Source organism: Nostoc edaphicum CCNP1411 (assembly GCF_014023275.1).
GTDB lineage: Bacteria > Cyanobacteriota > Cyanobacteriia > Cyanobacteriales > Nostocaceae > Nostoc > Nostoc edaphicum_A.
Genome location: NZ_CP054698.1, coordinates 3,484,264 through 3,510,034, shown reverse-complemented (window position 1 = coordinate 3,510,034; position 25,771 = coordinate 3,484,264). Strand labels below are relative to the sequence as shown.

Below are 25,771 nucleotides of genomic sequence, written 5' to 3'. Positions count from 1 at the left end.
TGAGTGGGGAGATAATTGTGATAAAACAAGTCGAATGGTCGGAAAATCCGGTTACATCTCAACAAGTAGTAGAGTTTGAAAGTGAAGTGCGATCGCAGCAACTTCAACGAACGGAAAATCAAGTAACACCTGTACCAGTAGCCGACTCAGAGGAGGAGGAGGTCGAACTAAACCTACCAGCGAATCCGAACCGTAGCGTCGTCGAATCTGTGGGTGCAATTCCCAATCAGCTTTACGAGAGACTGGGCTTAACCATGCCTCGATGGCTGTTGTGGATCGCGACGGTTGTTATCGGTGTCATCTTATCTGGGCTACTGGTATCAACTTTAGCGCTGTGGACTCCTCTGTGGAGCAACCTAGATCGAACAGATGAAGATTTAGGAACTGCTGGTAAAGACGAGATAAAAATCCCACTACCAGGCGAGTTATGGGGAAAACTCTCCCAGTACCAGCTTTCCCGACCGATGAATATTTTGATTATGGGGATTGAACCAGTCAGCGGTACCGTTGATGGCTCTCCAGAAAGCTTTGCTGGAAAAAGCGACTCCATGCTGTTGGTACGTCTTAACCCTAGTGAAAAATCTGTACGGGTGCTTTCCATTCCCAGAGATACGATGATTGCTATCCCCGAAAAGGGAGAAAAGGGATTAACTAAGGTATCTGATGCCAATGCCCAAGGCGGCCCAGTCTTGGCAGCACGGGTAGTTAGCCGTACCTTAAACAACGCCCCAATCCATCGCTACATCCGTATTTCTACTAGTGGATTACGGCAGTTAGTCGATCAGTTAGGCGGAGTGGAAGTCTTTGTTCCCCAATCAATGGAATATAAAGACTCCAGCAGTCGGCTGTCGATTAATTTAGTCAGTGGCTGGCAAACCCTCAACGGCGAACAAGCAGAACAGTTTGCCCGATTCCGTGAACCAGGTTTGGGAGATTTGCCAAGAGTGCAGCGTCAGCAAGCACTAACAGCAGCATTGCTACAACGCCTCAATAGTCCTACCATCTTACCCAGGTTGCCTCAATTAACTCGCTTGATGCGAAAATACTTTGATACCAACCTGAAGATGGAAGAAATGATGGCGTTGGTGAACTTCGGTCTCAACCTAGATCGGGATAACTTCCAAATGACCGTGTTGCCTGGTACCTTTAGCCGTTTTAGCAAAGACCCTGATAGCTATTGGCTAAATATGACTGGACAACAGAGCCTGTTGAATGATTATGTTGGGGTAAATGTACCTGGTCTGAAGCCAGATATGCGTCAGGTTCCTAACCTCAAAATTGCTATTCAAAATGCTTCCAATCAACCTCAGCTAACTGAAAAAGTTATTGCTTATCTGAAACAGAAAGGCTTTACTAATATTTACAAAGTGCCTGATTGGCCAGATACCCAACGTCAAACTCAGATTGTTGTCCAAAAAGGCAATCGGCGAGTTGGAGTTGATTTGCAAAAAGTCTTAGGCTTGGGTCAAATAGAAGTATCTGCGATCGGTGATTTAGAATCTGATCTCACAATTCGGATTGGTAAAGATTGGAAATAGCCAAGAGTCATTAGTCATTAGTCATTAGTCATTGGTTAAATGACAAAGGACTAATGACCAAGGACTACTGACAAATAATAAAGTTATGAAAAAGATTTTACTGCGCTTTTTTGGTTTGATGGCGATTTTGATACTAGCCTTTTTGTGGATAATACTTAATCCCCAGCCGGCTTTTGCTCAAATCAACACAATTAACTACAACAATATAAATTTAGAAAATCGTGACTTCTCTCATGCTGATTTAGCAGGTGTGACTTTTGTAGCAGCAGAAATGCGGGGTACGAATTTCCAAGGAGCGAATTTAACCAATGCAATTCTGACTAAAGGAGTTTTGTTAAAGGCAAATCTCGAAGGTGCGAACTTGAACGGCGCTTTAGTCGATCGCGTCACTATGGATGGTGCTAACCTGAAAAATGCCATTTTTACAGAAGCAACTTTGACCCGCAGCCGCTTTTACGATGCTGATGTCACTGGTGCTGATTTTACCGATGCTTTAATTGACCGTTATCAAGTGTCGCTGCTGTGTGAACGAGCCGATGGCGTCAATCCAGTTACGGGTGTGTCAACGCGAGATAGTTTGGGTTGTAAGTAAAGAATCTAGAATCTAGAATCTCGGCGTTGAGCATAAAATGCTTATCCTCGTTTCCTTACTTAAGATTGAGTGAAAATTGTCAAAAACCAGTCGCCTTTAATTACCGCTGGGAATTTCAATTAAAAACTCTGTTCCTTCTCCTGGTTTAGAAGAACATTTAATCTGACCATGATGTTTTTCAACTATTATTTGATAGCTAATAGACAATCCTAATCCTGTACCTTTACCTGGTGCTTTGGTGGTGAAGAAGGGATCAAACATGTGCGATCGCACTTCTTCTGGAATCCCAAGACCATTATCAGCTATTCTAATTACAATCTGGTTATGAACAGCTTGCGTACTAATCCAGATAGTTAAAGGTATTTTTGGACACGCTTGCAATAACTTCAAATACCTTTGCTGTATAGTTTTAAACTTTTCTTCTAATGCATCAATACTATTACTCAAAAGATTCATAAATACTTGATTTAATTGCGCGGGATAGCATTCTAACAAAGGGAAATCATCGTATTCTTTAACAATCTCAATAGCTGGGCGTTCAATATTATTTTTGAGGCGATGCCCTAAGATTAACAAAGTACTATCCAAGCCTTCATGAATATCTACTGGCTTTAATTCAGCCTCATCTGTACGAGAAAAGTTACGTAGTGATAGCACAATCTCACAAATTCGCTCTGCTCCTACTTGCATTGATTCAAGGGTTTTGGGTAAATCTTCAATGATAAAATCTAAATCAGTCTTGTCAATTTGTTCTTGGACAGTTGGTGACAATGAAGAATTTTGTTGGTAAAGTTTCACTACCTTTAGCAGTTCTTGAATATATTCATTTAAATGAATAAGATTGCCAAAAATAAAACTGATAGGATTGTTGATTTCATGGGCAACTCCAGCAAGTAGTTGTCCTAATCCTGCCATTTTTTCACCCTGAATTAATCTGGTCTGAGTTTGTTTTAATTCTTGCAAAGTTTGAGTAAGCTCTAAGGTTTGACGTTTAGTTTGTTCTAATAATTCCGCTTGCTGAATCGCTATTCCCAATTGCACCCCGACTTGAGCCAGTAAATTAATTTCCTCCTCTTTCCAATAACGCGGTTGCGAATTTTGATAAGCAACTAATAATCCCCATAATTTCTCACCTTCCCGAATCGGAACAAAGGTTTCGTTACGCGGAAGTTCGTTATCGTCGTCTGTATCCTCAAAAGTTTCTATAATCATTGGTTGGGTTTGTACAACAGGTTTCCAACCATCTTTAAAGGAATCTGCCACAAATTTACCACTCCAATCAGGGTTGAAGCGGTAAATTGCAACTCGCTCGACTTCTAGCAACTCGCGCACAGCTTGAGTAGTGGTTCTAAAAATAGTTTTAATATCGAGTGACTGGCGAATTTTATCAATAGTTGCAGCCAGCAATTCTTGTCGTTCCATTGCTTTCTCGCGTTCAGTGGCTTCTGCTAACTGGACAACCTGCATTTGTACTTGCTTTAAATAAGAATCCTGTTTTAATGCGACTCCCAATTGCTCGGCTATTTGACTGGCAAATTCAATTTCAGAGGGTTGCCAGTAACGAGGAGCGGTGCATTGGTGAATACATAGCAATCCCCAAAGTTCGCCTTTTTTCAATAGAGGTGCGACCATATTTGCCCGCACTTGAAATTTTGCTAGGATTTGAACGTAGCAACCTGGAAACTTTTCTTGATAAATGTCAGCGATCGCATTTACTCGACCTTGGGCATAAAGAGGTGCAAAGTTTTCACCGAAGCAATAATCATAAACTTTTTCTGCTATTACCGAGTTACATTCAGATACAACATCCTCGGAAATAAATTCTCCTTCCCAATCTTTTTGCGAGTCAAAACGAAAGACTGCAACTCGGTCTGCTTGCAGCATTCGCCGGGCCTCAGTGACAGTAGTCTGGAAGATTGTCTCTAAATCTAGGGACTCCCGAATTCGAGTAATTACGCTAGTTAATGTCTTTTGTTGCTCTGCTTGATACTGAGCATATGCCAGCAACTTATGGTGTCGCACGGCTACACCAATTTGTGTGCCGATTTTGGTCAGTGATTCGACTTCATAAGATTGCCACTGTCTGGGTGAGGCATTTTGGTAGGCAGCGATGATTCCCCAAAGTTGATCTCCTTGGAGAATAGGCGCAGTTGCAAAGGCTTTTGCTTGGAATTGCTCCAACAGCGTTATATGGCAGTCTGTTAATCCGGCTTGATAAATGTCATTAACTGTAAAAGTCTGGTTGTTAACATAACGTCCGCCTTGCGTCTGTTGTAAATAAGTATCAGCGATCGCAGGCTCAATGCCAACTAGGGAAATCCAGCCTTCCGCAAATGATTCAGCAACAAAGTTACCACTCCAATCGGCATTGAAGCAAAAGATGGCAACTCGATCAGCTTGCAGCAGCTTGCGTATTTCTTTCGTTGTGGTTTTGAAAATAGTTTCAATATCAAGAGGTGAGCGAATTTTATCAACAATCTGAGCAATTACTTGGTCGCGCTGAACTGCTTGAGCCAATTTTGCAGCTTGCAATTGGACTTCATGGAGATGCTTTGCTTGTTGAATCGCAACGGCAAGATGGTCAGCAATTTGACAAATAAATTCAATTTCCGATTCTTTCCAGTCACGAGTCTCACTGCACTGATGAATGCAAAGCAATCCCCACAGTTCCTTTTGGCGGGATAGAGGGACAACGAGGTTGGCTTGTACCTGAAATTTACTCAAAATTGCCACATGACAATCACTTAGCCCTGCGTTGTAAATATCTGCTACTGCTTGCACTCGACCTTGTTGATAACTGGCAGCAAATTGTTCTCCAAAGCAGCGATCGTAAACTTTTACTGCCATTGCTGAGTCCCAGCCAACTGCAACATCCTCAGAAACAAATTCTCCCTCCCAGTTTTGTTCACGGTCGAACTGGAAGACTGCTACTCGATCAGCATTTAGCAACTGACGCACTTGTGTAACGGTCGTTTGAAAAATTGTTTCTAAGTCAAGAGACTCCCGAATTCGGACAATTACACTTGCCAAAGCCTTTTGTTGCTCTAGTTGCTCTTGAAGTTGAGCGCTTGACAAGAGAAGTTGATTTTCTGTGAAATTTGAATTGGGTTCCATTGCTCTGGGTTATGTCGTTTTTATACAAGGGTTCATCACACCAAACTTCATAGGTTAAAGGGTGTAAAAAATATGACAACCTGCAAATTTTTACAGTGTTTAACTATTTCCCAGAAGATGGTTATCAGAGAAGGCAGAAGGCAGAAGTATTACCCAGTTTAAAAAGAAGATACTGGTACGAGACGTGCAGCACGTTTGCGGCAGCGTCTCGCAGAGAAGTGCGATATAAATCTAAAGCTTCCACAGCTTAAGTCCCACGTTTTTAAGAGTGGGTTACTCCTGCCTCCTGATTGTTATAGTTCCCCTTTCTTGATCTATCCTCGTAATGAGTTAAAAAATAATTTTGGCTTGTACACAACAAGGTGATGACTAAGTTAGTATTGCCGGGACAAATCAGAAAAGCGATCTTACCCTTTTTGAATCGTTAACTAACTAACTTGTAATTCGCTGTATCATAACAATCTCAGGAATTTAATTTTGGGCGTAGGCGTAGCCCAACCTAGGCATCGCTTTGCCAATGCCAACGAAGGCATTTAAAATTACTAATTTGTCAAAATTTACCTGACAGACTGCGGGATTTCAGGTTAAATGTTTAAAAGTATGCACTCTGCAAGAGTTGTCGAGTATTATTCGTGACACAACAAGACCAAAAACCCTCTCGTTCTTTCGCTGGAATTGCTGGCATTGTTGCCGCAGCCACATTAATTAGTAAAATTTTCGGTTTAGTGCGGCAGCAAGCGATCGCTGCGGCTTTTGGTGTTGGTGCTGCTGCCACTGCCTATAGTTATGCCTATGTTATCCCTGGCTTTCTATTAATATTACTCGGTGGCGTAAATGGGCCGTTACACAGTGCAATTGTCAGTGTTTTAGCGAAGCGTCGACGAGAAGAAGCGGCTCCCCTTGTGGAAACCGTGACAACGTTGGTAGCTGGATTGCTGTTGGTGGTAACAGTCGCTCAGATTTTCTTTGCGGATACGATCATTGATTTAGTTGGTCATGGCTTGGAGGCGACAACCAGAGCGATCGCCATTCAACAACTCCGCATTATGGCACCAATGGCTTTATTTGCCGGTTTAATTGGTATTGGCTTCGGTACTCTTAATGCAGCTAATCAATATTGGTTGCTCTCCATCAGCCCTCTGTTATCCAGCATTACCGTTATTATCGGCATTGCTTTCATGACCATGCAAGTGGGCAAGGATATTATCAAGCCAGAATACGCTTTAATCGGTGGTATGGTCTTAGCCTGGGGAACCTTGGCAGGAGCAATTCTCCAATGGCTGGTGCAGCTAATTGTTCAGTGGCGGTTAGGATTAGGTACGTTACGCCTGCGGTTTGATTTTAAATCCCCAGGTGTTCAAGAAGTGATTAGAATCATGACTCCGGCAACAATTTCTTCCGGGATGATGCCAATTAACTTTGCTACTGTACTTTACTTTGCAAGTCCCATTCCTGGTGCTGCTGCTGGCTTTAACTATGCCAATTTGCTAGTGCAAACTCCTTTAGGGATTATTTCTAATATCATTTTGCTGCCTCTGTTACCAATATTCGCCAAACTTGCCGAACCAGAAAATTGGGACGATCTGAAAATACGGATTCGTCAGGGACTTTTACTTAGTGCTGTCACCATGCTACCTCTAGGAGCATTGATGGTAGTGCTATCTGTACCCATTGTCCAGGTAATATATGAGCGGGGTGCTTTCAAGCAAGATGCTACGCAGCTAGTTTCCGAGTTGCTAATTGTTTACGGTATTGGGATGTTTGCTTATTTGGGGCGTGATGTCTTGGTGCGGGTATTTTATGCCTTGGGTGATGGGCAGACACCTTTTCGCATCAGTACCTTTAACATCTTTCTCAATGCTGCGCTCGATTGGATTTTAGTTGGGCCTTTTGGTGCTCCCGGTTTGGTGTTAGCAACAGTAGGTGTAAATTGCAGTTCCCTGTTAATGCTGTTATGGTTACTGGATCGCAAACTAAATGGTTTACCTTGGCGTGAGTGGAGTGTGCCAATTCTGGGTTTAACTGCTGGTAGTGTGGTAGCTGGGGTGGCAAGCTATGGAACTTTAGTTGGAACGCAACAGTTGTTAGGTAAAACGGGTTTAGTGGTTCTGCTATTGCAGTTATGTATCTCTGGCTTCGTGGGAATTGCGGTGTTTGCTGCGATCGCTTCATGGATGAAAATACCAGAGGTGAATATTTTCACATCTCGTCTACGTCAACGCTTTTTAAAAAAATAACTTTGAATTGCTCAGTGGGTACACCCAAGTAGGTGAGAAATAATTCAGCCAATCGGGTGAGCCAGGTGTGCGAGGTTACATTTTGTAAAAAAAGAGATTCTAGTACTAGAGAACATTGACTTTAACTAACTCTGGTGAGAAGAATCCTATGAAACTTACAAAATTAGCTGCCTCTGCACTTGCTGTTGCTTCCATTGTTTTTTCAGCCGGCATTGCATCTGCTCAAACAGCAGGTACTAACGGTACTAATGCTAATTACATCGGTGCTGGTGTTGCGGCTGGTGCAACCAGTGGCGGACAAGGAAACGATGGAGCACAATTCGGTGGCAATATTCAGGGACGTTACGCCATGCCCAATGCGCCTGTTTCACTACGGGGTTCTGTGCTGTATGGTGGTGATGCTGCTGCAATTATGCCCATAGTGACTTACGACGCGCCCATCGCCAGAAACACTAACCTTTACTTCGGTGGTGGTTATTCTTTTGTAACTGACGAAGGTCAAAAAACCCCATTGGGCAATCAGAATTCACCTGTAGTCACCCTTGGTATTGAATCAGAAGTTAGCAACAATGTCATCGCCTATGGCGATACTAAATGGGGCATTGACGCCTACAGAAATAGTGATGCTGATGCCGTCAGCTTCCAAGCCGGATTAGGCTATCGCTTCTAGTGATTATGAGCTAGAAAATAGCTGATTCGGAAGCGAAAGCAATGATGTTTGCCAGCCGTAATAGTAATTCATTCTGTCATGCCTGAGTTTTTATACTCAGGCATGAATCATTTTTATTGATGATTTTGATAAAAAATAATATTGGCTAGTATTGATAGTTTCTCTTAACGTGAAATGAGTAATCGTGAATATACGTATAAGATATTACTCATGGAAAAGATTAATCCCATTCCAGAAATACTTGGTGAAACAACTGACGTGGAATCTTGGCTGATTCGAGCAGGGCTAAAATTTTCAGACTTAGGTGACGATGCCGCCAGCATAGCAATCCGCAAGCAATGGCGAGAGTACCAAGCCGCAGTTCAAAGATGCTGTATAACCCTACACCAACCACCTTCACTTGTTCAACTAGGCGGCGACTATGCCAACCTGAGAATACCTGGCGGTGGATCAACCAATTGTGCGATCCGCTGTCGAGTCGTCCCAAGTCCTTAGGCTGGGCAAAAAATAGAAAAGTTATTAGCACTATTCATTAATTATCCTGTTGCACGCCGCCCACTACTGGCTTAATTTCCGAAAATGGATCGGTGCCGCCACCCCAGTTAAAATCACTAATTCGGAAGCTAATGCCGCCTAACTCCAACACCGGATTGTAACGTAAGGTGATGCCATAGGTACGACGGCTATATTCCAAAATGTAATCGGTGCTACTTTCTCTACCAGTATCCAAGTTCACAGATGTTTGAAAGCCTAAGCGAAAAGGGCCGTAGATTTGCTGTGATATTCCAGCGCTCAACACTTTGTTATCAACGGAGCGATCAAACAAAAAGGGTGATAATCCGCTATTTAAGCCTTGAGAGAAACTGACATTAAAGGCGGTATAGTCGAAAAAAGGTCGAGAAAAATGACCAATTTGACCTTGTAAGCCAATTGTACCAGTTAGGGTGCTTTGGTTATCACCATTGGTATAAGAACTGGTAGTGCCTGTAAGGCTAGCGATCGCTTGCAAGTAAGGAACTACAGGGGTAGCCGTGTATCGTAATCCCTCAGTGGCAGTGGGTGGTAATGGTTTTCCCTGCCACAGCAACAGCCCTCTACTGAGGGTAGCACTTCCTTGTACACGACCAAGTGAGATGCGATTGTTTTCCCGTACTGGTTCTAACAAGTCTTGGCGATCGGTGTTGGCATCAATATACTGGGCACTTGCCTGGTAGTTGAGGTTGATGCCACTTTTTCCTAAAGGAATTACAGGAGAGGTAATAATGCCGCCAAAACTGCTCTGGACAGTTTGAAAACCCAGAGTACCGTTGTAGAGACGATCGCGGTAGTTATATTGCACATTCAATGTGTGGGGAAGAGAAGTGCCTAATGTCTGGCGCAATCCTAAATTCACTCGCAAATTTTCTTCCACGTCATTCAAGTTAAAACTAGTTAACTCCCCAGTTCCCTGAATTATCGTCCGTGAACTCAAAACAGAATTTATCTTTGTCTTCACTGCAAAGAGTGCGCCTAAATCACCCGTGCCTTCTTGCACAGCTCTCTGTACTAATAACTGGGGCGTAATTGTCCAGCGTGTTTGCTCTGTATCAATTATTGGAAAGCCACGCTCAATGTACAAACCACCCCGATCTTCTCCATCGTAGCCGGGGGAGACGATTGCAGGTGTAACGTCCCGCTCTCGACGGTCAATAGTACGCTCATTCAGGGGAATTGGCAAGGAGACTGTTTGATCCAATACCAAACGCTGCCCCTGTGTCCTGATCCGGTCTACCAAGGGTGATTCTCGCGTCAAAGTTACTGTATTTGCGCGTAATTCTAATTCTGGAGGCGAAAAAGGATCGTTGGTGATGCGGACATCCCTTGCTTGCCAGCCTTGCGGATAAAAGTCAATTTGTTCAGCTTCAAACCTGAGCCGATTGACTGCACCCCCAGCTTTCGGTGGCGGGATGTTGCTAGCGTCTGACTGACCACCAATTGTCACATCAATTCCTCCAGGGCTACTCACACCGGAAAGGGGTTGATTGGCTCTAATGCGATCGCTCGGCGGACGTTTTGAAACTCCACCAGCACTTATAGCTGTGGGTGAAAAAGCAAAATCTGTTTGTGCTGAGGGTACATAAATTTCTCCTCTACCATTTTCCAGTTCCCCACTATCTTGAACAAAGTTATAGGTAAAGCGTTGTCCGCGCAGTATTTGATCGCCCCGTGTTAACGTTACATTGCCTTCTCCCGCAGCAATCAAGTTGTCCAAATTGACTTGCAGGCGATCGGCATCTACCACTGCCCCATCAAATCGCACAATTACATTACCTACAGCTGTAATAATTCGCCTTTGCTCGTCATACTCTTGGCGATCTGAAGTGACTTCCACAATTCTCGGCCCGGTTGGCGGCGTGGTAGCTGGTGCAGTTGTACCAGATGGTTCACCTTGTGGCTGATTAGTGGTGTTGTCCTCTGGTGTCGGCGTTGGTGCTTGGCTTTGTTGCTGGACTTGCGACTTGAATTCTACAGTGATGGGCACTGAGAGTTGGTTTGTCGGGTTACGAGACGTGAATTTTATAAAATTTTGTACTGATTGAGAACTCGGTGCAAGATCAGCAGCGGATACAGAGATATTGTCTCTAACAGGAGACTGTTGTGCAGTAATATCAGTTTGCTGTTTTTGTGGCGTTAACTTCTCAGCTAAAATTTCCGCCTTGGACTCGACTAACTTGTTGTTTGTGGGAATTGGAGGAATTTGAAGAGGACGCGGAGATTGGGCAACAACAGGAATAAAGCTACCAGAGTCCAAAAAGGTTTGTTTTTTTCCACTAGAGTTGGAAATTGGCGTACATGCAAAGCGGCTTGTCGTTAGACATCGCTCACCGAGTTTTTCAGAAGGTTCACCTTTTGCATCTAGATGGGAAGCCTCCGCTCCAACTTTTTTTGCCAACTCAGTGGCTTCTCTTTCTATCTGCCGTTTACGCAGCGCCGACCTTAGAATTTCCGAGTGCCGAACGCCGACGATCGAACTTATCTTTGTGTCTTCTTTCTCTTGGCGATTAGAGGTTTTAACCTCCTGCGTGGAATGACCAACGACGAGTGACTGCCCCAAAAGTGCGGCGGTTCCAGAACCTGTGAGTGGGGAAGTTTCTGGTGGTAAGGTTTCTGGTGAATGAGGTACAGAGGGAGTTTGAGCAACTACCAAGTCATTCTGAGTTGAGTTGATCGAAGTTGGTAATTGCGGATCACTTTTGGTGTTATCCGCAATTGCCAACTGAGCCAAAAGCTTGGACTGCTTGGATTTGTCTGTCTTTTCGTGTATTCCAGTATCTACACCTGAAAGAAACTTTGTATGACTAGCAGATGAGGTGGGATTTACAGGTTGTAAAGATTCGACGATAGGAGGCGGATCGGGTGGCAGAACTGGATGAAGCATATTTGAGCAAAATCGGGCTAACAAACAGCCAAATGACGAAGGAAAGGTTAAACATACATTTTGCCTTCCGACTGTCGCCTTCTGCTACCTACAGCAAGCTACCTGGAGGGAGAAACTTACTAAGCGTAAGTTAGTAAGTTTCCGTGGCGTTTAGTATTTTCCGCCTTCCAAAGTCGCGGATGATTTATCGCCCTTTTACTCTAAGTCCCGACGGCCGGGGTTACGAGCGGGATCGTTCGACAAAAATCCGAAGATGAAGATAGTTACGAAGAAGGCAACAACAATATAAACAGCGATTTTTAAAGTCAGCATAGAAATATCTCCAACGGGTAAAACAAAGAAAGCTTTTCTTTCAGTATCTGCCATGCAGAAAAGATAGCTACTTTATATTACCCAAATCTCGTCCCTTTTTTAGAAGACTCTGGGGACTGGGGACTGGGAATTGGGGACTGGTAGTGTCTATCCTATCCTACGCTTATTGAGAATAGTACAAGATACTCAGTTGTCTGACTTTTAGATGCCCTTAGGAAATAACTCAGAGACTTTTTACTCCTGTGACGTTGACTAACGGCAAAAGTTTCTAAAAAAAAGGGATAGGTTACAGAGGAAATAATTACTATCCCCAGTCCCAGTCCCCAGTCCCCAATCCCCAATCCCCTATTTCTCCGCTTGAACCTTTGCTAGATCTTTGCCAATTCGGTTTTTGATTACTCGTGCAGGTATACCGACAGCAACGGAGAAAGGAGGAATATCTCTATTGACAACTGCTCCCGCACCAATAACACTGCCTTTGCCGATAGTAACGCCATCTAATACTGTTACTCCATGTCCTAGCCAACAATCATCCTCAATTACAATTCCCTTGCGAGTAACACCTTGGTATTTAATCGGCTTCACCGGATCGGCAAAATTATGATTATTGGCATATATCCCCGAATGGGCAGCAATCAAGCAGTGTTTACCAATTCTAATGTCTCCTGGCCCCTCAATACACACATTGGGAGCAATAAAGGTGTCTTCATCAATACGTATAGATGTATCTTCCAAAGACCCTATATCAACGTTACGCTCAATAGCGACTCTATTTCCTAGATGAATTCTATTATTTTTGTGTCCTCTAGCATCCATCCGCACACCCTTGAAAATATAGACCCCACTGCCTATCTCAATACAAGAAGTACCGTTAAATTCAACACCATTTTGAATATATACTGGGCTGCCTATCTGGGCAAAAATACTCCGATATCCCAAATTACGCAACTTCGGCCCCAGAATAAGTGTTGGAATATCTCCTAACACCGTAGTTACTAAAAGTTCTTGCACGCGCTGCAACTTTGAAAAATATTGCTCGTTATGCATGGCTACATATCTCTTAAATCAATTGTTGGTGACAGTGTTGAAAGTTGTTTTGGCTGTATTCTAATCTTCTGCCAACACAAACGGTATTAGTATTTACTAACACAGGATTTATGTTGGCAGTATTACCGAAATTCCCCAATATTTTTAGATGGCTTTCCAATATTTGAAAAACCAAATTCTGGCTTTGACTATGTGAGCAATTCTTGCATTTAGGTGTATAGATTCGCTCATTTTATACGCACAATTGTGTTAATTAATCAGAAGCCTTTTACTATATATACGTAAAAATTCGGCTTCTTTTTAACCAGTTAAATTAACAAAACAATTTAAATGCATTGCAGAGTCAAAACTCAGACTATTAAATTGTCTGATGGGAAAATTTGCTGGTTTAGATAGGGTACTTTTTTGGTTATCCGGCAAATTTGAAAAGCTTTTTACGTAACTAGGGATAGAGTTATTTACCTTGAGGCTATTTACTCTCAAGCGGTTTTAGTATTTTAAAAAAACTCAGTTCCACAAGCTATTTGCAACAAAAAATACATTTAACTAGACTATATTCAAAGTTTAGATAAAATTTATGCCTAGCATAACAATGTAATTATTGTTAGATTTTTCTGGGTATTTTTGCCCAAGTAAAACCCAATTAGGGTGGATTATCTCCCACATCGGCCATCACATTGAAGTTAACCATCGGTGCAAACAAGTAAGCGCTTCCCCGACTGCTATGACGGCTTTCTTGCAACGAATTTCTAGAGTATGCTGCTCCAATCATGTTGCACACGGATGATTTACACACTAGCCAATTCACGTTTTTAATTAAATGAATTGCTTTTAATAACAATTGTTTTTAACGATAACACATTTTATTTTTAGTGGAACACTCTCATGAAATAAGTTGATTTCTAGGCTGCTTGTTGATGAGAATACTGGAAACTAGTTAACTTTTTTACGGAAGTGATGCCTGCGGTGGCCAAAGTCTACGCTACTCTGAAATAATTGTATACACTTAGATTCAATCTATTGAAGACGGTGAATTTAAAAAATGCTGTAAGTGGTTAATTAGCATTTTTGTCTATATTTGTACCGTTACTTGTGCAAGTAATTTTATGATTGGGTGTTAAATTAAGAATGATATCTACTATACTTATGACACTATATTCTGAAAAAGCTAAAAATTTTCCTCTTCCCTATTACTGATATCTAAAAGTTTGTAAATCACCCATTCGGGTGAGCCAAGCGGGTGATGCGTCCTTGGTAGTACTTGTTATAAATTTTATTAAAAGAAAGCTGAAACGTAGCTTAGTTTCCAGGAGAAGCCCACAAGATAACATCAAATTGCTCGAATTGAGGTATCGGTTTTAACTCACACACTTGGTTCAAATTATGGCTTTAATTAAAGAAATTGTGCAACAAGCTCTAACTACCGGCTATCTAAGTGTTGTAGCCGAAGACCAAATCCGATCGCAGCTTCAAAGTAATTATGACTCAGAAGACCTAGATGCCTGGATAATTTTACAGCGAGCTATTGTGGCGGGTGATGTCAAACAAGAGTCGCGCCGAAAAAAAGCTTCCCTCTCTCCTAAAGCCAAAGACGCTTCATCAAGTATCAAACTTGCTTATCAAATGGCAGCTGAGATTGCTTATGCAGCAGCTGTAGCTCTGACGATGACAAAGAATACTAAAGATCAGCCTTCATTAGGTGCATAAGATAACACCCTAATAGGTTATTTTCCTGGTTTAGTATCAATATTTAATACCAAGTAGTTAGCGTAGGCGTAGCCCACCGCAGGCATCGCTTTTCCTGCTTAACTGCTTGGTACAGTTTTCAATCCGATTATTGATGGCATTTACGTTCTGCCTTATCTACAACACGCTGCGCGATCTGCCTATTGCCTTCTTACAGCGCTTCTTTATGAGTGCAATTTTATTAAGAAATAATTAAAAATTTAACTTTCCTGGACACAGCTATGAGGAATTTTCACCCTCAGCTAAGACCCAACATTTGATCCCCGGAAGCAATACTAAAATAAATATAAATTATTTATTCCAAACTAGATTTTTTTTAAGTGATATATGCCACTAAATGATTAAATTTTAATATACCAAGTACATGGCTGAGAGTAGGACACAGAATTAGAAACACCTTGGTGTAAACTTTAGCAACGAGGTTAAAAAAATTCTCAATGCTTAACAAAGTCATCGCTTTTTCACAAACTACAGTATAAAGAATTGGCAACATTGGTAAAGAGAGTAAACAATAACCATAGCTAAACTTGGAGTTTTGCCAACCTATGCAGCCAATTCGTACATTTAACGTATCCCCCTCACTACCACCGCGACTCGAACCACTGCGGCGGCTAGCCTATAATTTGCACTGGGATTGGAACGTTGACACTAAAGATTTATTTCGTCGCTTAGACTCTGACCTATGGGAGTCTAGCCATCATAACCCGGTGTTAATGCTGGGTACCATATCTCAATCGCGGCTTCTGGAAGTTGTTGAGGATGAAGGCTTTCTAGCGCAAATGGATCGAGCTGACCGCCAGTTAGACGATTATTTGCAAGAGCGCACTTGGTATCAGAAACAACGGGAGCAAAAACCCAAAGAATGCTACGCCTATTTTTCGGCGGAATTTGGACTTGTAGATTGTTTGCCAGTCTATTCTGGAGGCTTGGGCGTTCTGGCGGGGGATCACCTCAAATCTGCCAGTGACCTGGGGTTACCACTTGTCGGTGTAGGTTTACTGTATCAGCAAGGCTACTTTGCTCAGTATCTCAATGCTGATGGCTGGCAGCAAGAACGCTACCTGCTCAACGATTTCTATAATATGCCCTTGCATCTGGAGCGCAATGCCGATGGTTCGGAACTGCGGATTGCGGTAGATTATCCAGGACGCAAGGTGTATGCAAGAGTTTGGCGCGTACAGGTAGGGACGGTTCCCCTGTATCTGCTGGACACCAACATTGAACCGAACAACACTTACGACCACGACATTACAGATCAGTTGTACGGTGGCGACATCGATATGCGTATCCACCAGGAAATCATGCTGGGGATCGGTGGCGTGCAAATGCTCAAAGCTTTGGGGCTGAAAGTTACCGCCTACCACATGAATGAAGGTCACGCCGCTTTCTCCGCCCTAGAGCGCATCCGCTTGCTGATTCAGGAAGAAGGACTGAATTATGTCCAAGCTAGACAAGTGGTCGCTTCCAGCAATATCTTTACCACCCACACGCCAGTACCCGCGGGAATTGACTTGTTCGCTCCCGACAAAATGCTGCACTACCTGGGATATTACGCAGAGATATTTGGGTTGCCCAAAGAGCAATTTTTAGGACTGGGGCGCGAGAATACAGGCGATTTATCTGGGCCTTTTAGTATGGCGGTGCTGGCGCTGAAGATGGCAACATTTTCTAACGGTGTCGCACAACTCCACGGTGTGGTGTCACGGCAAATGTTCCAGGGCTTGTGGCAGAATGTGCCAGTAGAAGAAGTGCCGATCGCAGCAATTACTAACGGTGTCCATGCTCGCAGTTGTGTAGCAAAATCGACTCAAGAATTGTACGATCGCTATCTCGGCCCAAATTGGTCATCAGCACCACCAGATAGCCCATTGTGGGATCGGATGGAAGCCATACCCGATGAGGAATTGTGGCGCAATCACGAACGCTGCCGCTTGGATATGGTTTTGTATGTGCGAGAGCATTTGGTCAAGCATTTGACCGATCGCGGCGCTTCGGCTTCAGAAATTATCCAAGCACAAGAAGTTTTAGATCCTTACGCTTTCACCATTGGCTTTGCCCGTCGCTTTGCCACCTACAAACGCGCCACCCTCTGGATGCGTGATTTGGATCGGATTAAGCGGCTTCTGCTGGCTAACAAAGACCGGAAAGTGCAATTTGTGATTGCTGGGAAGGCACATCCCAAGGATATCCCCGGTAAAGAACTGATCCGCGATATTAATCACTTTATCCGCGAACAAAACTTAGAAAAGCAGGTCGTTTTTGTCCCCAATTACGACATTCACATTTCCCGGTTGATGGTTGCGGGTTGTGATATCTGGTTAAATACACCGCGTCGTCCACGGGAAGCTTCTGGTACTAGTGGTATGAAAGCCGCTATGAATGGATTGCCAAATTTAAGCGTACTAGATGGCTGGTGGGATGAAGCTGATTACGTCCGCACGGGCTGGGCAATTGGACATGGAGAGAATTACGACGATCCTAACTACCAAGATGAAGTAGAAGCAAATGCTCTCTACGAATTGTTAGAGAAGGAAGTTGTACCGCTATTTTATGAACACCGCGATAGTGATGGCTTGCCTCGTCCGTGGGTTGCCAAAATGAAGGATGCAATTCGGTTGAATTGTCCGTTCTTCAATACAGCGCGGATGGTTGGAGAATATGCACAAAGGGCTTATTTCCCCGCTAGCGATCGCTATCATACTCTGACTGTTGATAACTATGCTCCAGCTAAAGAACTAGCTGCTTGGAAAGAAAAACTAAACGAACACTGGTTCAACATCAGAATCAAAGATGTTGATGTATCGGCAGCTTCAGACATTGAGGTTAACCAAACCGTTGCCGTCAAAGCCAAGGTTGACTTGGCGACTTTGACCAATGATGATGTGCAGGTGGAGCTATATCAAGGTGCGATCGATGCCAATGGTGATATTGTCAACGCTATACCAGTGGTGATGGATTACCAAGGGGAGGATGCACAGCAATTGAGTACTTACACGGGTAATATTACCTATACCGCTTCTGGTTTGCAAGGCTTGTCTTTGCGTGTATTGCCGAAAAATCCAAATCTAGCTAATCCTTATGAACCAAGGTTAATTGCTTGGGCAGAATAAGAGTGCTGAGTAGTTATTGAATACTCAAGAATAGGCGTTGCTGATTTAAGTTTAGCAACGCCTTTTATTGTGCGATGCAGTCACATCTCAAAAATAATTATTGCTAGAATGATGAGGAATTATAAGAGAAATGCGATTTGACTGGGATAATCATAAAAGTCAGCTTCTTAAGAAAAATAGGGGATATTCTTAGGAAGAGGTCGCTACTATTTTAGCAGGCGACTATGTAGAACGAATAAAACGAGATGATCCAGAACAATTTATTGCTATTGGATTTCTGGGAAACACCCTTTTATCGGTCATTTACGAAGTTCGTTATGACGACGAAGGGGAATATATTTGGTTAATTACTTATTGGAAAAGTACGAGACGGGAGAGAGAAATCTATGAACAATATTTCTATTGAAGAACTTGAAGAAAAAATTGCGAAGGGAGAGGAAGTCGTTGATCGTTATTTTGACTCCACGACAACAAGAGTCGGAACACCTCGTCAAATGACCTCACGAAGACGACAGGATATAGTCACAACAAACCTTGAAATTCCTAGTCCGATGCTCAAAGAACTCGACAAAATGGCAACCGAACTCAATATTAGCCGTCAAGCTGTGATTAAAATGATGCTAAGACGCGCTCTCGATGAACACTATTTGGCCAAGAACCAGATTAAATCAGAAATTTAATTGCGTAGCTTGCCGCCGTAGGCATCGCTTTTTGTGTGTGCTTTTACCCGAATTATTCAAATTTCACTCTGTAAACTTCATGTTTTGAGTAGAAAAATCAATCACTGAAGGAAATTGTTTGAGAAGTATTATGTTTAACACCAAAATCTCTGAAATATCTGAAATATAAGATGAGGCGTTGATGATTTAAGTTGAGCAACGCCTTTTATTTTACAAGTTTTCAGGTAGATAATTAATATCTAGTAGCTGTTCTAAGGTATAAGTACAATATTGAGGCAAATTATCTAATTTCCCCTCGGTTTTCTCAATTACATATCCTAAAGCATCATCATAAATTGATACTAGTTCATTTTCTAAAAATTGATATAAGTTTGTTGTCAAATTACGTTTTAATTGATTTCTAAAACTTCTAATTTCTGCTTTCCAATGTCCAGAATTATATTGAGTTTCTTCTGTCCAATATTGCAGCAATAAAAGATGTCTAATTATTTGTTCTAATAAACTAGCAACCTTGGCTTTGTCTCTACGACCCAAATTTTCTAGCTCCTCAATTAAATTTTCTAAATCTAATTCTTCTAAATGGTTAGCTTTCAATAGCTTGATCGTTTCCTCTAACCAGAGATGATCGTCAATTTCATAAAGCTCTTTTAAACTCAAGTTAGAACTAACTCCTTGCATAAAACCTCTTTGAGTTAAATCTTACGATATTACAATTTTAGGCTAATATTCTCTGGGGGATGACAATGTAGCCAGTGGTGCGATCGCCTAATACCAAGTTACGCTGTTCTCCCCAATACCACCAGTATGCAGCAACATAGGCGCAAATTAAGCTATCTAGTTTATCTTCAGTTGCTTTGAGAGCCGCGCCTGTGGTAGGAATTTCGAGAACGAAGGAACCGCAGAAGCGCAGAGGAGGAGAGAAGGAGGGGAGGATATCGAGAAGATAATTTTGGAGTTTAATTAGTTCTAGGCGGCGTTCATTGAGGCGTCCTTTTTTGTATTTGAGGATGCGTTCTAAGTTGAATAGGTTAACAATTGCTGGGTGGGGAAAGACTTCTATTTGATATCTGCTAAGTTTTTGCGGTTCAATGGTGGGTGCGTGTGCAAAACCGCGTGATTCTAATTCTAAGCCAAAGTTGATGGTGCGCTCTGCAAAGGGTAAATTTTGATTAGCTGGGTAGCATCCCGCATGATATTTACCAAAGTATTTGTGGCTAAGTTTATCGGGGAGGCGACTCCCGGTGGCGTTGGGTATGAGGGTAGGTGCGTCTACGGCGATGATGGCTGGTTCCTCTGGTTGTACACTTTCATCGATCCAGATAAGGATGTCTGCAATGGCTTCTTTGCGGTCTAGATCGAGTAATTGTAGTTGTCCATCTATCAATTCTAAACAGCATAGTCCACTTGGTTGCGATCGCCAGCCTAAATCAATGCCAATAAATTTCATGGTCATAACACGAATTTGCAATTATTTTCGCATTTTCGGGCAACCATTTACCTAAATTTACTTGCTAAAAGTTGTGATAAATAATCTTATAATCTTAAGCAGTTTGTCTTAATTTATTTTATCTGGCAATAATTTAATCAAGATTATTCCAATGAAAGTTTTATTTTTACATCCCAATTTTCCCTCACAATTTCGCAACCTAGCGACAGTTTTAGGTAAAGATCCTAATTGCCAAGTTGTCTTTGGGACAAATCGTCGGGAAGGCGAAATACCTGGCGTTTTCAAAGCTATTTATACCCCTTCTCGTGAAGCGGCTCCCCAAACCCATCATTACGTTCGCAGCCTGGAAAACGCTGTTCTGACCGCTCAGGCTGTCTATCGCGTGGCAGAAAAATTAAAAGCTGAGGGTTTCGTACCTGATATAGTTTATGGTCATTCTGGTTGGGGGCCAACTTTATTTATGAAAGATGTTTTCCCCAAAGCAGAATTATTATGTTATTTCGAGTGGTTTTATCATGCTCACGGTTCGGATGCTGATTTTGATCCCAATGAACCACTCAATGCTGATGATGAATGCCGTATCCGCGTAAAAAATACGCCGATTTTGACTGATTTATATAGCTGCGATCGCGGTCTTTCTCCAACGAATTGGCAGCGGCAGCAGTTTCCCAAAGAATATCATAGCAAACTCACTGTAATTCATGATGGTGTTGATACCAATTATTTTGTTCCCAAACCAGGCGCAAAGTTAGTTTTACCAAGAATAAATCTTGACCTTTCTCATGTGGAAGAATTGGTAACTTATGTGGGACGAGGGATGGAACCTTATAGAGGTTTTCCGCAGTTTATGGAAACGGTGGCGCTACTTCAACAGCGAAGACCTAAGTGCCATGTAGTAGTTGTGGGAGAAGATCGAGTGGCTTATGGGAAGAATCTCCCCGATGGTCAGACTTATAAACAATTAATGCTGGAAAAATTATCTTTGGATTTATCGAGACTGCACTTTACAGATAGACTTCCTTATAATGAGTACCTTCAAGTTTTGCAAGCTTCTTATGCTCATATTTATTTAACCCGTCCTTTTGTTTTATCCTGGTCAATGTTGGAAGTAATGGCAGCAGGATGTTTACTAGTAGCTTCTAAGACTCAGCCAGTATTGGAAGTTGTACAGGATGGGGTAAATGGATTGCTGGTAGATTTCTTTTCTCCTCAAGATATTGCTAATAGAGTTGAAGAAGCGCTGAATCATCCTCAAGAGATGAATGCAATTAGGGCGAATGCACGAGCGACAATTCTGAAGCGTTATGATTTGGCGAAACTGTTACCACAGCATTTGCAATGGATGTTTGCTGGTAAAAGTTCTGAGAGTTTAAAAAAGCGCCCAAGTTCTAAAGGTTTTGGTAGGAGTCATTAGTCATTTGTCATTTGTCATTTGTCATTGGTCATTTGTTATTTGTCACTTGCATAAACATTTTTGCCTTAAGTAAAGGTGCAAATAAAAGCCTGAAAATAAATATTTTTGCAAGAAATATATTAATCATTAGTTATTGATCGAGAACAAATGAAAAACGACAAATGACCCATACAACTCTTGGAGAGGCTGCACCAAATCTAAGCTTAGTACAAATGACCAATAACAAATGACACATGACAAATCACAAATAAATACATAAGCGATATTTAAAATGCGAATTATTTTTACTATTGCCCATTTTTTTAAACCTAGTAGTGAAGGTCGTCATGCTTCTCAACACAAAGACCCGCAACCGCGTTTGCAGGCGTTAACTAAAAGCCTTACTGCTTTACACCAATTATTTGGCAAATCTCAAAGTATTATCAACATCGCTCAACGACTAGCTTTCCCTGCTAATCAGCCGCAGGCTCACGAACTAGATATTGTTATTTGTACAACTAAAGATAATCATCTTCTGAATCAGCTTCCCTTACCATCCCATTTATATAAGCATCATTCTACTAATGTAGAACCTCTGCTTTTAGGGTTTGAATGCCAAGCTGTTCTGCAAAGTTGTCTCGGTCAGTATGATTATTGCTGCTTCTTGGAAGATGACTTAATTATTCACGATCCTTGGTTTTTTATCAAATTAAACTGGTTTACTCAACAAGCAGGTGATTTAAATTTGCTCCAGCCAAATCGTTATGAAATCTCCCCTTACGGTTTAGTTAACAAAGCTTACATTGATGGGGATTTGGCTTTACGAGTAACGGCTTCTTTTCAAAATGTGCAGGAGCAACAAGAACTCAAGGGTACAATTATGAATACACCAATTACCTTTCGTCGTGCCCTCAATCCTCACGCAGGATGCTACTTTTTAAATGCCAATCAGATGGCTCACTGGGCTAATCAAACTTATTTTCTTGACCGGGATATTAGCTTTGTTGGGCCTTTAGAAAGTGCTGCAACTTTGGGAATTATGAAGACATTCCAAATTTACAAAACCTCCGCAGAACAAGCAAGTTTTTTGGAGATTCAGCACTTTGGAACAGGATTTCTGGGGTTAATTGGAGGAAAGGTGAGTTTGGCAGAAAGGTAAATTCAATTTAATAGTTTGGTTTTTGTGAGCAAAATGAATGCGATCGCTATTTATAAAAACACATTAGCGATCGCTCAACAATCAACTAATACCAATTCAATTAAAAGACGCGATTCATCGCGTCTCTACAAATGGTCTATTTGCCGCATTATTTTTTTAAATTGGTATAACTCAAATTGTGACTAATGGTTTTTCAACAGGGGTAGGCGTGGTTAGGGGATCAAATCCTAATTGCTTAGTAATCCGCTCTCTGGCTAAAAGGCGGTATTCCCAAAAATGCTCACCAGCAGCGCATAAACCCAAATACATATTCACAAATTGCGGCTTGGTACGGAGAATAGCCCAAAGCTGTTGCCAAAATTGGCCCCGAATTTCCTGCCGTTGCCAGCCTTGTCGCCAAAGTAATTGTGTAAGTAGTCGCAGTCCTTTACCAGGAGGAAAATACATTGTCTGCTGTAGTTGCGGATTAGGTGTAATCTTCAGGCATTGTTCAAAACAACGTCGGAGATAGTTTTTAGGTTCGTACATTCTCCAAATTGCCTCTAAATATTCTTTAGCAACTTCAGCTATCGGCCGGGTAGGAACAAAATTCATTAAGGAATTCTGATCCCCCACCTCCGTACCTCCAAATCCTTCTAATAATCGCTCTTCTCGTTTTAGTCTTTCCCAGAGGGCAGTATTGGGAATAGCTTGCAGTATACCTAGCATCGGTTGAGGAATGCTGGTTTCTTCAATAAAAGCTTGAATTCGCTCCCCAGCGCCAGCCTTTTCTCCATCAAAACCAATGATAAATCCTGCATAGATTAACAATCCAGCTTGATTGATGGTACGACAGGCTTCTAACAGGGGATTGCGGGTATTTTGAAACTTGCGAGTGACTTGTAGGCTGTCTTGATCTGGTGTTTCAATACCTAAAAAGACTGAATAGAAGCCAGCTTTCGCCATTAGTTCTAATAGCTCAGGATCTTCTGCGAGGTTGACGGAAGCTTCAGTCAGGAAGGTGAAGGGATAATTGCGTTCTTGCATCCAGGGGATTAATTCTTGCAAGAGGCGTTTTACATTGCGTTTATTGCCAATGAAGTTATCATCTACTACGAACAGAGATCCACGCCAGCCCAAGTCATAGAGGGTTTGGAGTTCTGCTAGGGTTTGACTGGGTTCTTTAGTGCGTGGTTTGCGACCGTATAAATTGATGATGTCACAGAATTCGCATTCAAAAGGACAACCGCGAGAAAATTGGATTGCCATCATTAAGTAATCATCTCGCTTGAGTAAATCAAAGCGAGGGATGGGGCTTTGGGTTACATCTGGTTTTTCAAGAGCGCGAAAAGTTCCTTGTTCTTTACCTTTAGCGATCGCATCTAAAAATTGCGGAACTGTAATCTCTCCTTCATCTAAAATCAAATAGTTAGCTCCTGCTTTTTGGGCAGGTTCTGGCACTGATGTTGGATAAGGGCCGCCCACAGCAACTTTTTTCCCCAGTTGCGCTGCTTTGTGAATTTGGGCAAGAAAGTCTTCTTTCTGTGCAAGCATCGCAGAAAGAATTACCATGTCGCACCATTGCCAATCAGCATCCGTTTCTTGGTTAACATTGCGGTCATAAAACCGAACTTCCCAATTTGTTGGTAGCATAGCCGCAACAGTCAAAATCCCTAGCGGTGGAATAAATGCTTTAAGTCCCGCCATTTTCATGAATTCGTCGTAAGACCAAAAGGTTTTGGGAAAGCGGGGGTAAAGTAAGAGTACTTTCATTGCTGTAGTCCTCTAATTAAATTTTGGTTGAAAGATTTTTTACTTTTGATAAATCCGTGTTTTGGATGATCATTGCAGAGATGATGCTACGATCCCACTACCCCTATTCTTTCTCTATCTGTCTTCAGATAGACATTTGGATTTGCAAAGGTGATTTTTTAGTCAGTTGACAGCATTACCGCCGTTGTAATGTAGCCATTTTCAATCCGGTGAGGTACTGCTATGCAAATAGACCTAACCTCCTAACCCCCAATTCGTCGCGGGAAGGGGAAAGGGAAAAGAAAAAACCTTTAACCTTTACCCCAAACCCAATTCCGAGTTAAAAATGCTTAACCGAGCAGTATTGAATCGGAGTTGAGTTAAAATCTCTCGGCGAGTTGACCTGGAAAATGTCAAAATTAAATGAGTTTTGCGTAGGCGCAAGCGACTTGTCGTCAGACATCGCCACTTGACATAGCGCGGATTTGAGATAACTAAGTTGAAATTTATGGGCAAGCAACGTGTTCTTTCTGGAATTCAACCAACCGGCAATTACCATCTAGGTAACTACTTGGGAGCCATTCGCAACTGGGTAGAAGGTCAGAGCGAATACGAAAATTACCTTTTTGTGGCTGATTTGCACGCGATTACAGTGCCACACGATCCAAAACAGTTGGCAGCTGATACCTACACTCTTGCTGCTCTCTATCTAGCTTGTGGTCTTGATTTAAATCACTCCACCATCTTTGTGCAATCCCACGTTTCGGCCCACAGCGAACTCACCTGGTTGCTCAACTGCATTACACCTCTAAACTGGCTGCAAGATATGATCCAGTTCAAGGAAAAGGCTGTTAAGCAGGGAGAAAATGTCAGTGCAGGTTTATTAGATTACCCTGTGCTGATGGCAGCTGATATTTTGCTTTATCAAGCGGATAAAGTGCCAGTTGGTGAAGACCAAAAGCAACACTTGGAATTGACACGGGATATTGCAGCTCGGTTAAATCACCAATTTGGTAAACCAGATAAACCAGTTCTGAAGTTACCAGACCCTTTGATTCGCAAGGAAGGGGCAAGAGTGATGAGTTTAGCGGACGGTACACGTAAAATGTCGAAGTCTGATCCTTCGGAGTTAAGCTGGATAAGTTTGCTAGATTCACCAGAACAGATTCAATACAAGATTAAGCGTTGTAAAACTGATCCGATTCGGGGGCTGACTTTTGATGATCCAGCGCGGCCAGAGTGTAATAATTTGTTAACCCTGTACACATTACTGTCTGGCAAGAAAAAGGAAGATGTGGCCGTTGAGTGTCAGGATATGGGTTGGGGACAATTCAAGCCATTGTTGACGGACACAATTATTGAGTATCTGAAACCAATTCAAGAAAAATATCAGTCGGTAACAGAAGATAAAAGCTATTTAGAGTCTGTGTTGCGGGATGGAGGGGAAAAAGCTAGAGCGATCGCAAATCAAACTTTATCACAAGTAAAAGCTGCTTTAGGATACTCTCTTCCTCTATAAGTTTTCCCTTTTAGGTGTGATTTGCTATACCATTTAAGAAATTGAAAGTCTTAATTTT

At 42.2% G+C, this 25,771-nt stretch carries 20 protein-coding genes; 12 read left to right on the top strand and 8 right to left on the bottom strand.

The window, feature by feature from the left end; all coding sequences use genetic code 11:
* Window positions 1-17: 17 nt before the first annotated feature.
* Window positions 18-1,538: an LCP family protein gene (locus HUN01_RS17280; protein ID WP_181932287.1), complete on the top strand. Its 1,521-nt coding sequence runs from the start codon at window positions 18-20 to the stop codon at window positions 1,536-1,538.
* 85 nt (window positions 1,539-1,623) lie between these two features.
* Window positions 1,624-2,130, top strand: a complete 507-nt coding sequence (locus HUN01_RS17275) for a pentapeptide repeat-containing protein (RefSeq protein ID WP_181932286.1) — start codon at window positions 1,624-1,626, stop codon at window positions 2,128-2,130.
* A gap of 96 nt (window positions 2,131-2,226) precedes the next feature.
* Here HUN01_RS17275 and HUN01_RS17270 read toward each other — a convergent pair whose 3' ends face one another.
* Complete coding sequence (locus tag HUN01_RS17270) at window positions 2,227-5,244, bottom strand: GAF domain-containing sensor histidine kinase (protein WP_181932285.1); 3,018 nt, start codon at window positions 5,242-5,244, stop codon at window positions 2,227-2,229.
* A 632-nt stretch (window positions 5,245-5,876) separates the two neighbouring features.
* Here HUN01_RS17270 and murJ point away from each other — a divergent pair.
* The 3 genes from murJ (at window position 5,877) to HUN01_RS17255 (ending at window position 8,646) form a co-directional block, all read left to right on the top strand.
* Window positions 5,877-7,481 (top strand): murein biosynthesis integral membrane protein MurJ, encoded by a 1,605-nt coding sequence (murJ, locus tag HUN01_RS17265; RefSeq protein ID WP_181932284.1) that lies wholly within the window; start codon window positions 5,877-5,879, stop codon window positions 7,479-7,481.
* Between the two features lie 148 nt (window positions 7,482-7,629).
* Window positions 7,630-8,151: a porin family protein gene (locus HUN01_RS17260; protein WP_181932283.1), complete on the top strand. Its 522-nt coding sequence runs from the start codon at window positions 7,630-7,632 to the stop codon at window positions 8,149-8,151.
* 210 nt (window positions 8,152-8,361) lie between these two features.
* Window positions 8,362-8,646, top strand: a complete 285-nt coding sequence (locus tag HUN01_RS17255) for a hypothetical protein (RefSeq protein ID WP_181932282.1) — start codon at window positions 8,362-8,364, stop codon at window positions 8,644-8,646.
* A gap of 37 nt (window positions 8,647-8,683) precedes the next feature.
* Here the strand turns inward: HUN01_RS17255 and HUN01_RS17250 are convergent, their stop codons facing one another.
* The 4 genes from HUN01_RS17250 to HUN01_RS36115 all read right to left on the bottom strand — a co-directional run bounded on the left by HUN01_RS17250 (window position 8,684) and on the right by HUN01_RS36115 (window position 13,700).
* Entirely contained in the window at window positions 8,684-11,569 is a 2,886-nt protein-coding gene (locus tag HUN01_RS17250; protein WP_181932281.1) for a DUF3769 domain-containing protein, read from the bottom strand.
* A 195-nt stretch (window positions 11,570-11,764) separates the two neighbouring features.
* The gene (locus HUN01_RS17245) at window positions 11,765-11,881 is read right to left on the bottom strand and encodes a photosystem II reaction center protein I (RefSeq protein WP_041566417.1); all 117 of its coding nucleotides are present in this window, start codon (window positions 11,879-11,881) and stop codon (window positions 11,765-11,767) included.
* A gap of 345 nt (window positions 11,882-12,226) precedes the next feature.
* Window positions 12,227-12,928, bottom strand: a complete 702-nt coding sequence (locus HUN01_RS17240; RefSeq protein ID WP_181932280.1) for an acyltransferase — start codon at window positions 12,926-12,928, stop codon at window positions 12,227-12,229.
* Window positions 12,929-13,571: 643 nt separating this feature from the next.
* Window positions 13,572-13,700, bottom strand: coding sequence for a hypothetical protein (locus tag HUN01_RS36115; RefSeq protein ID WP_256091202.1), 129 nt, complete (start codon window positions 13,698-13,700; stop codon window positions 13,572-13,574).
* 611 nt (window positions 13,701-14,311) lie between these two features.
* On the opposite strand from HUN01_RS36115, the gene HUN01_RS17235 reads away from it, so the two are divergent.
* The 3 genes from HUN01_RS17235 (at window position 14,312) to HUN01_RS17225 (ending at window position 18,464) form a co-directional block, all read left to right on the top strand.
* The gene (locus tag HUN01_RS17235; RefSeq protein WP_181932279.1) at window positions 14,312-14,635 is read left to right on the top strand and encodes a hypothetical protein; all 324 of its coding nucleotides are present in this window, start codon (window positions 14,312-14,314) and stop codon (window positions 14,633-14,635) included.
* A 584-nt stretch (window positions 14,636-15,219) separates the two neighbouring features.
* Window positions 15,220-17,784, top strand: coding sequence for an alpha-glucan family phosphorylase (gene glgP / locus HUN01_RS17230; RefSeq protein ID WP_181932278.1), 2,565 nt, complete (start codon window positions 15,220-15,222; stop codon window positions 17,782-17,784).
* Window positions 17,785-18,170: 386 nt separating this feature from the next.
* On the top strand, window positions 18,171-18,464 hold the full coding sequence (locus HUN01_RS17225) for a ribbon-helix-helix protein, CopG family (RefSeq protein ID WP_181932277.1): 294 nt from the start codon (window positions 18,171-18,173) through the stop codon (window positions 18,462-18,464).
* Window positions 18,465-18,674: 210 nt separating this feature from the next.
* Here the strand turns inward: HUN01_RS17225 and HUN01_RS17220 are convergent, their stop codons facing one another.
* On the bottom strand, window positions 18,675-19,142 hold the full coding sequence (locus HUN01_RS17220; protein ID WP_181932276.1) for a DUF29 domain-containing protein: 468 nt from the start codon (window positions 19,140-19,142) through the stop codon (window positions 18,675-18,677).
* Window positions 19,143-19,179: 37 nt separating this feature from the next.
* A complete protein-coding gene (locus HUN01_RS17215) occupies window positions 19,180-19,911 on the bottom strand; it encodes a DUF429 domain-containing protein (RefSeq protein ID WP_181932719.1) in 732 nt (243 codons plus the stop codon).
* Between the two features lie 151 nt (window positions 19,912-20,062).
* On the opposite strand from HUN01_RS17215, the gene HUN01_RS17210 reads away from it, so the two are divergent.
* The 3 genes from HUN01_RS17210 to HUN01_RS17200 all read left to right on the top strand — a co-directional run bounded on the left by HUN01_RS17210 (window position 20,063) and on the right by HUN01_RS17200 (window position 22,649).
* Window positions 20,063-21,325, top strand: coding sequence for a glycosyltransferase family 4 protein (locus tag HUN01_RS17210; protein ID WP_181932275.1), 1,263 nt, complete (start codon window positions 20,063-20,065; stop codon window positions 21,323-21,325).
* Window positions 21,326-21,596: 271 nt separating this feature from the next.
* Window positions 21,597-22,463, top strand: a complete 867-nt coding sequence (locus HUN01_RS17205; protein ID WP_181932274.1) for a calcium-binding protein — start codon at window positions 21,597-21,599, stop codon at window positions 22,461-22,463.
* A gap of 24 nt (window positions 22,464-22,487) precedes the next feature.
* Window positions 22,488-22,649: a hypothetical protein gene (locus tag HUN01_RS17200; RefSeq protein WP_181932273.1), complete on the top strand. Its 162-nt coding sequence runs from the start codon at window positions 22,488-22,490 to the stop codon at window positions 22,647-22,649.
* Here the strand turns inward: HUN01_RS17200 and HUN01_RS17195 are convergent.
* Window positions 22,635-24,215, bottom strand: a complete 1,581-nt coding sequence (locus HUN01_RS17195) for a B12-binding domain-containing radical SAM protein (protein ID WP_181932272.1) — start codon at window positions 24,213-24,215, stop codon at window positions 22,635-22,637. The genes HUN01_RS17200 and HUN01_RS17195 overlap by 15 nt on opposite strands.
* A 487-nt stretch (window positions 24,216-24,702) precedes the next feature.
* On the opposite strand from HUN01_RS17195, the gene trpS reads away from it, so the two are divergent.
* Window positions 24,703-25,713, top strand: coding sequence for a tryptophan--tRNA ligase (gene trpS, locus HUN01_RS17190; RefSeq protein ID WP_181932271.1), 1,011 nt, complete (start codon window positions 24,703-24,705; stop codon window positions 25,711-25,713).
* Window positions 25,714-25,771 lie beyond the last annotated feature (58 nt).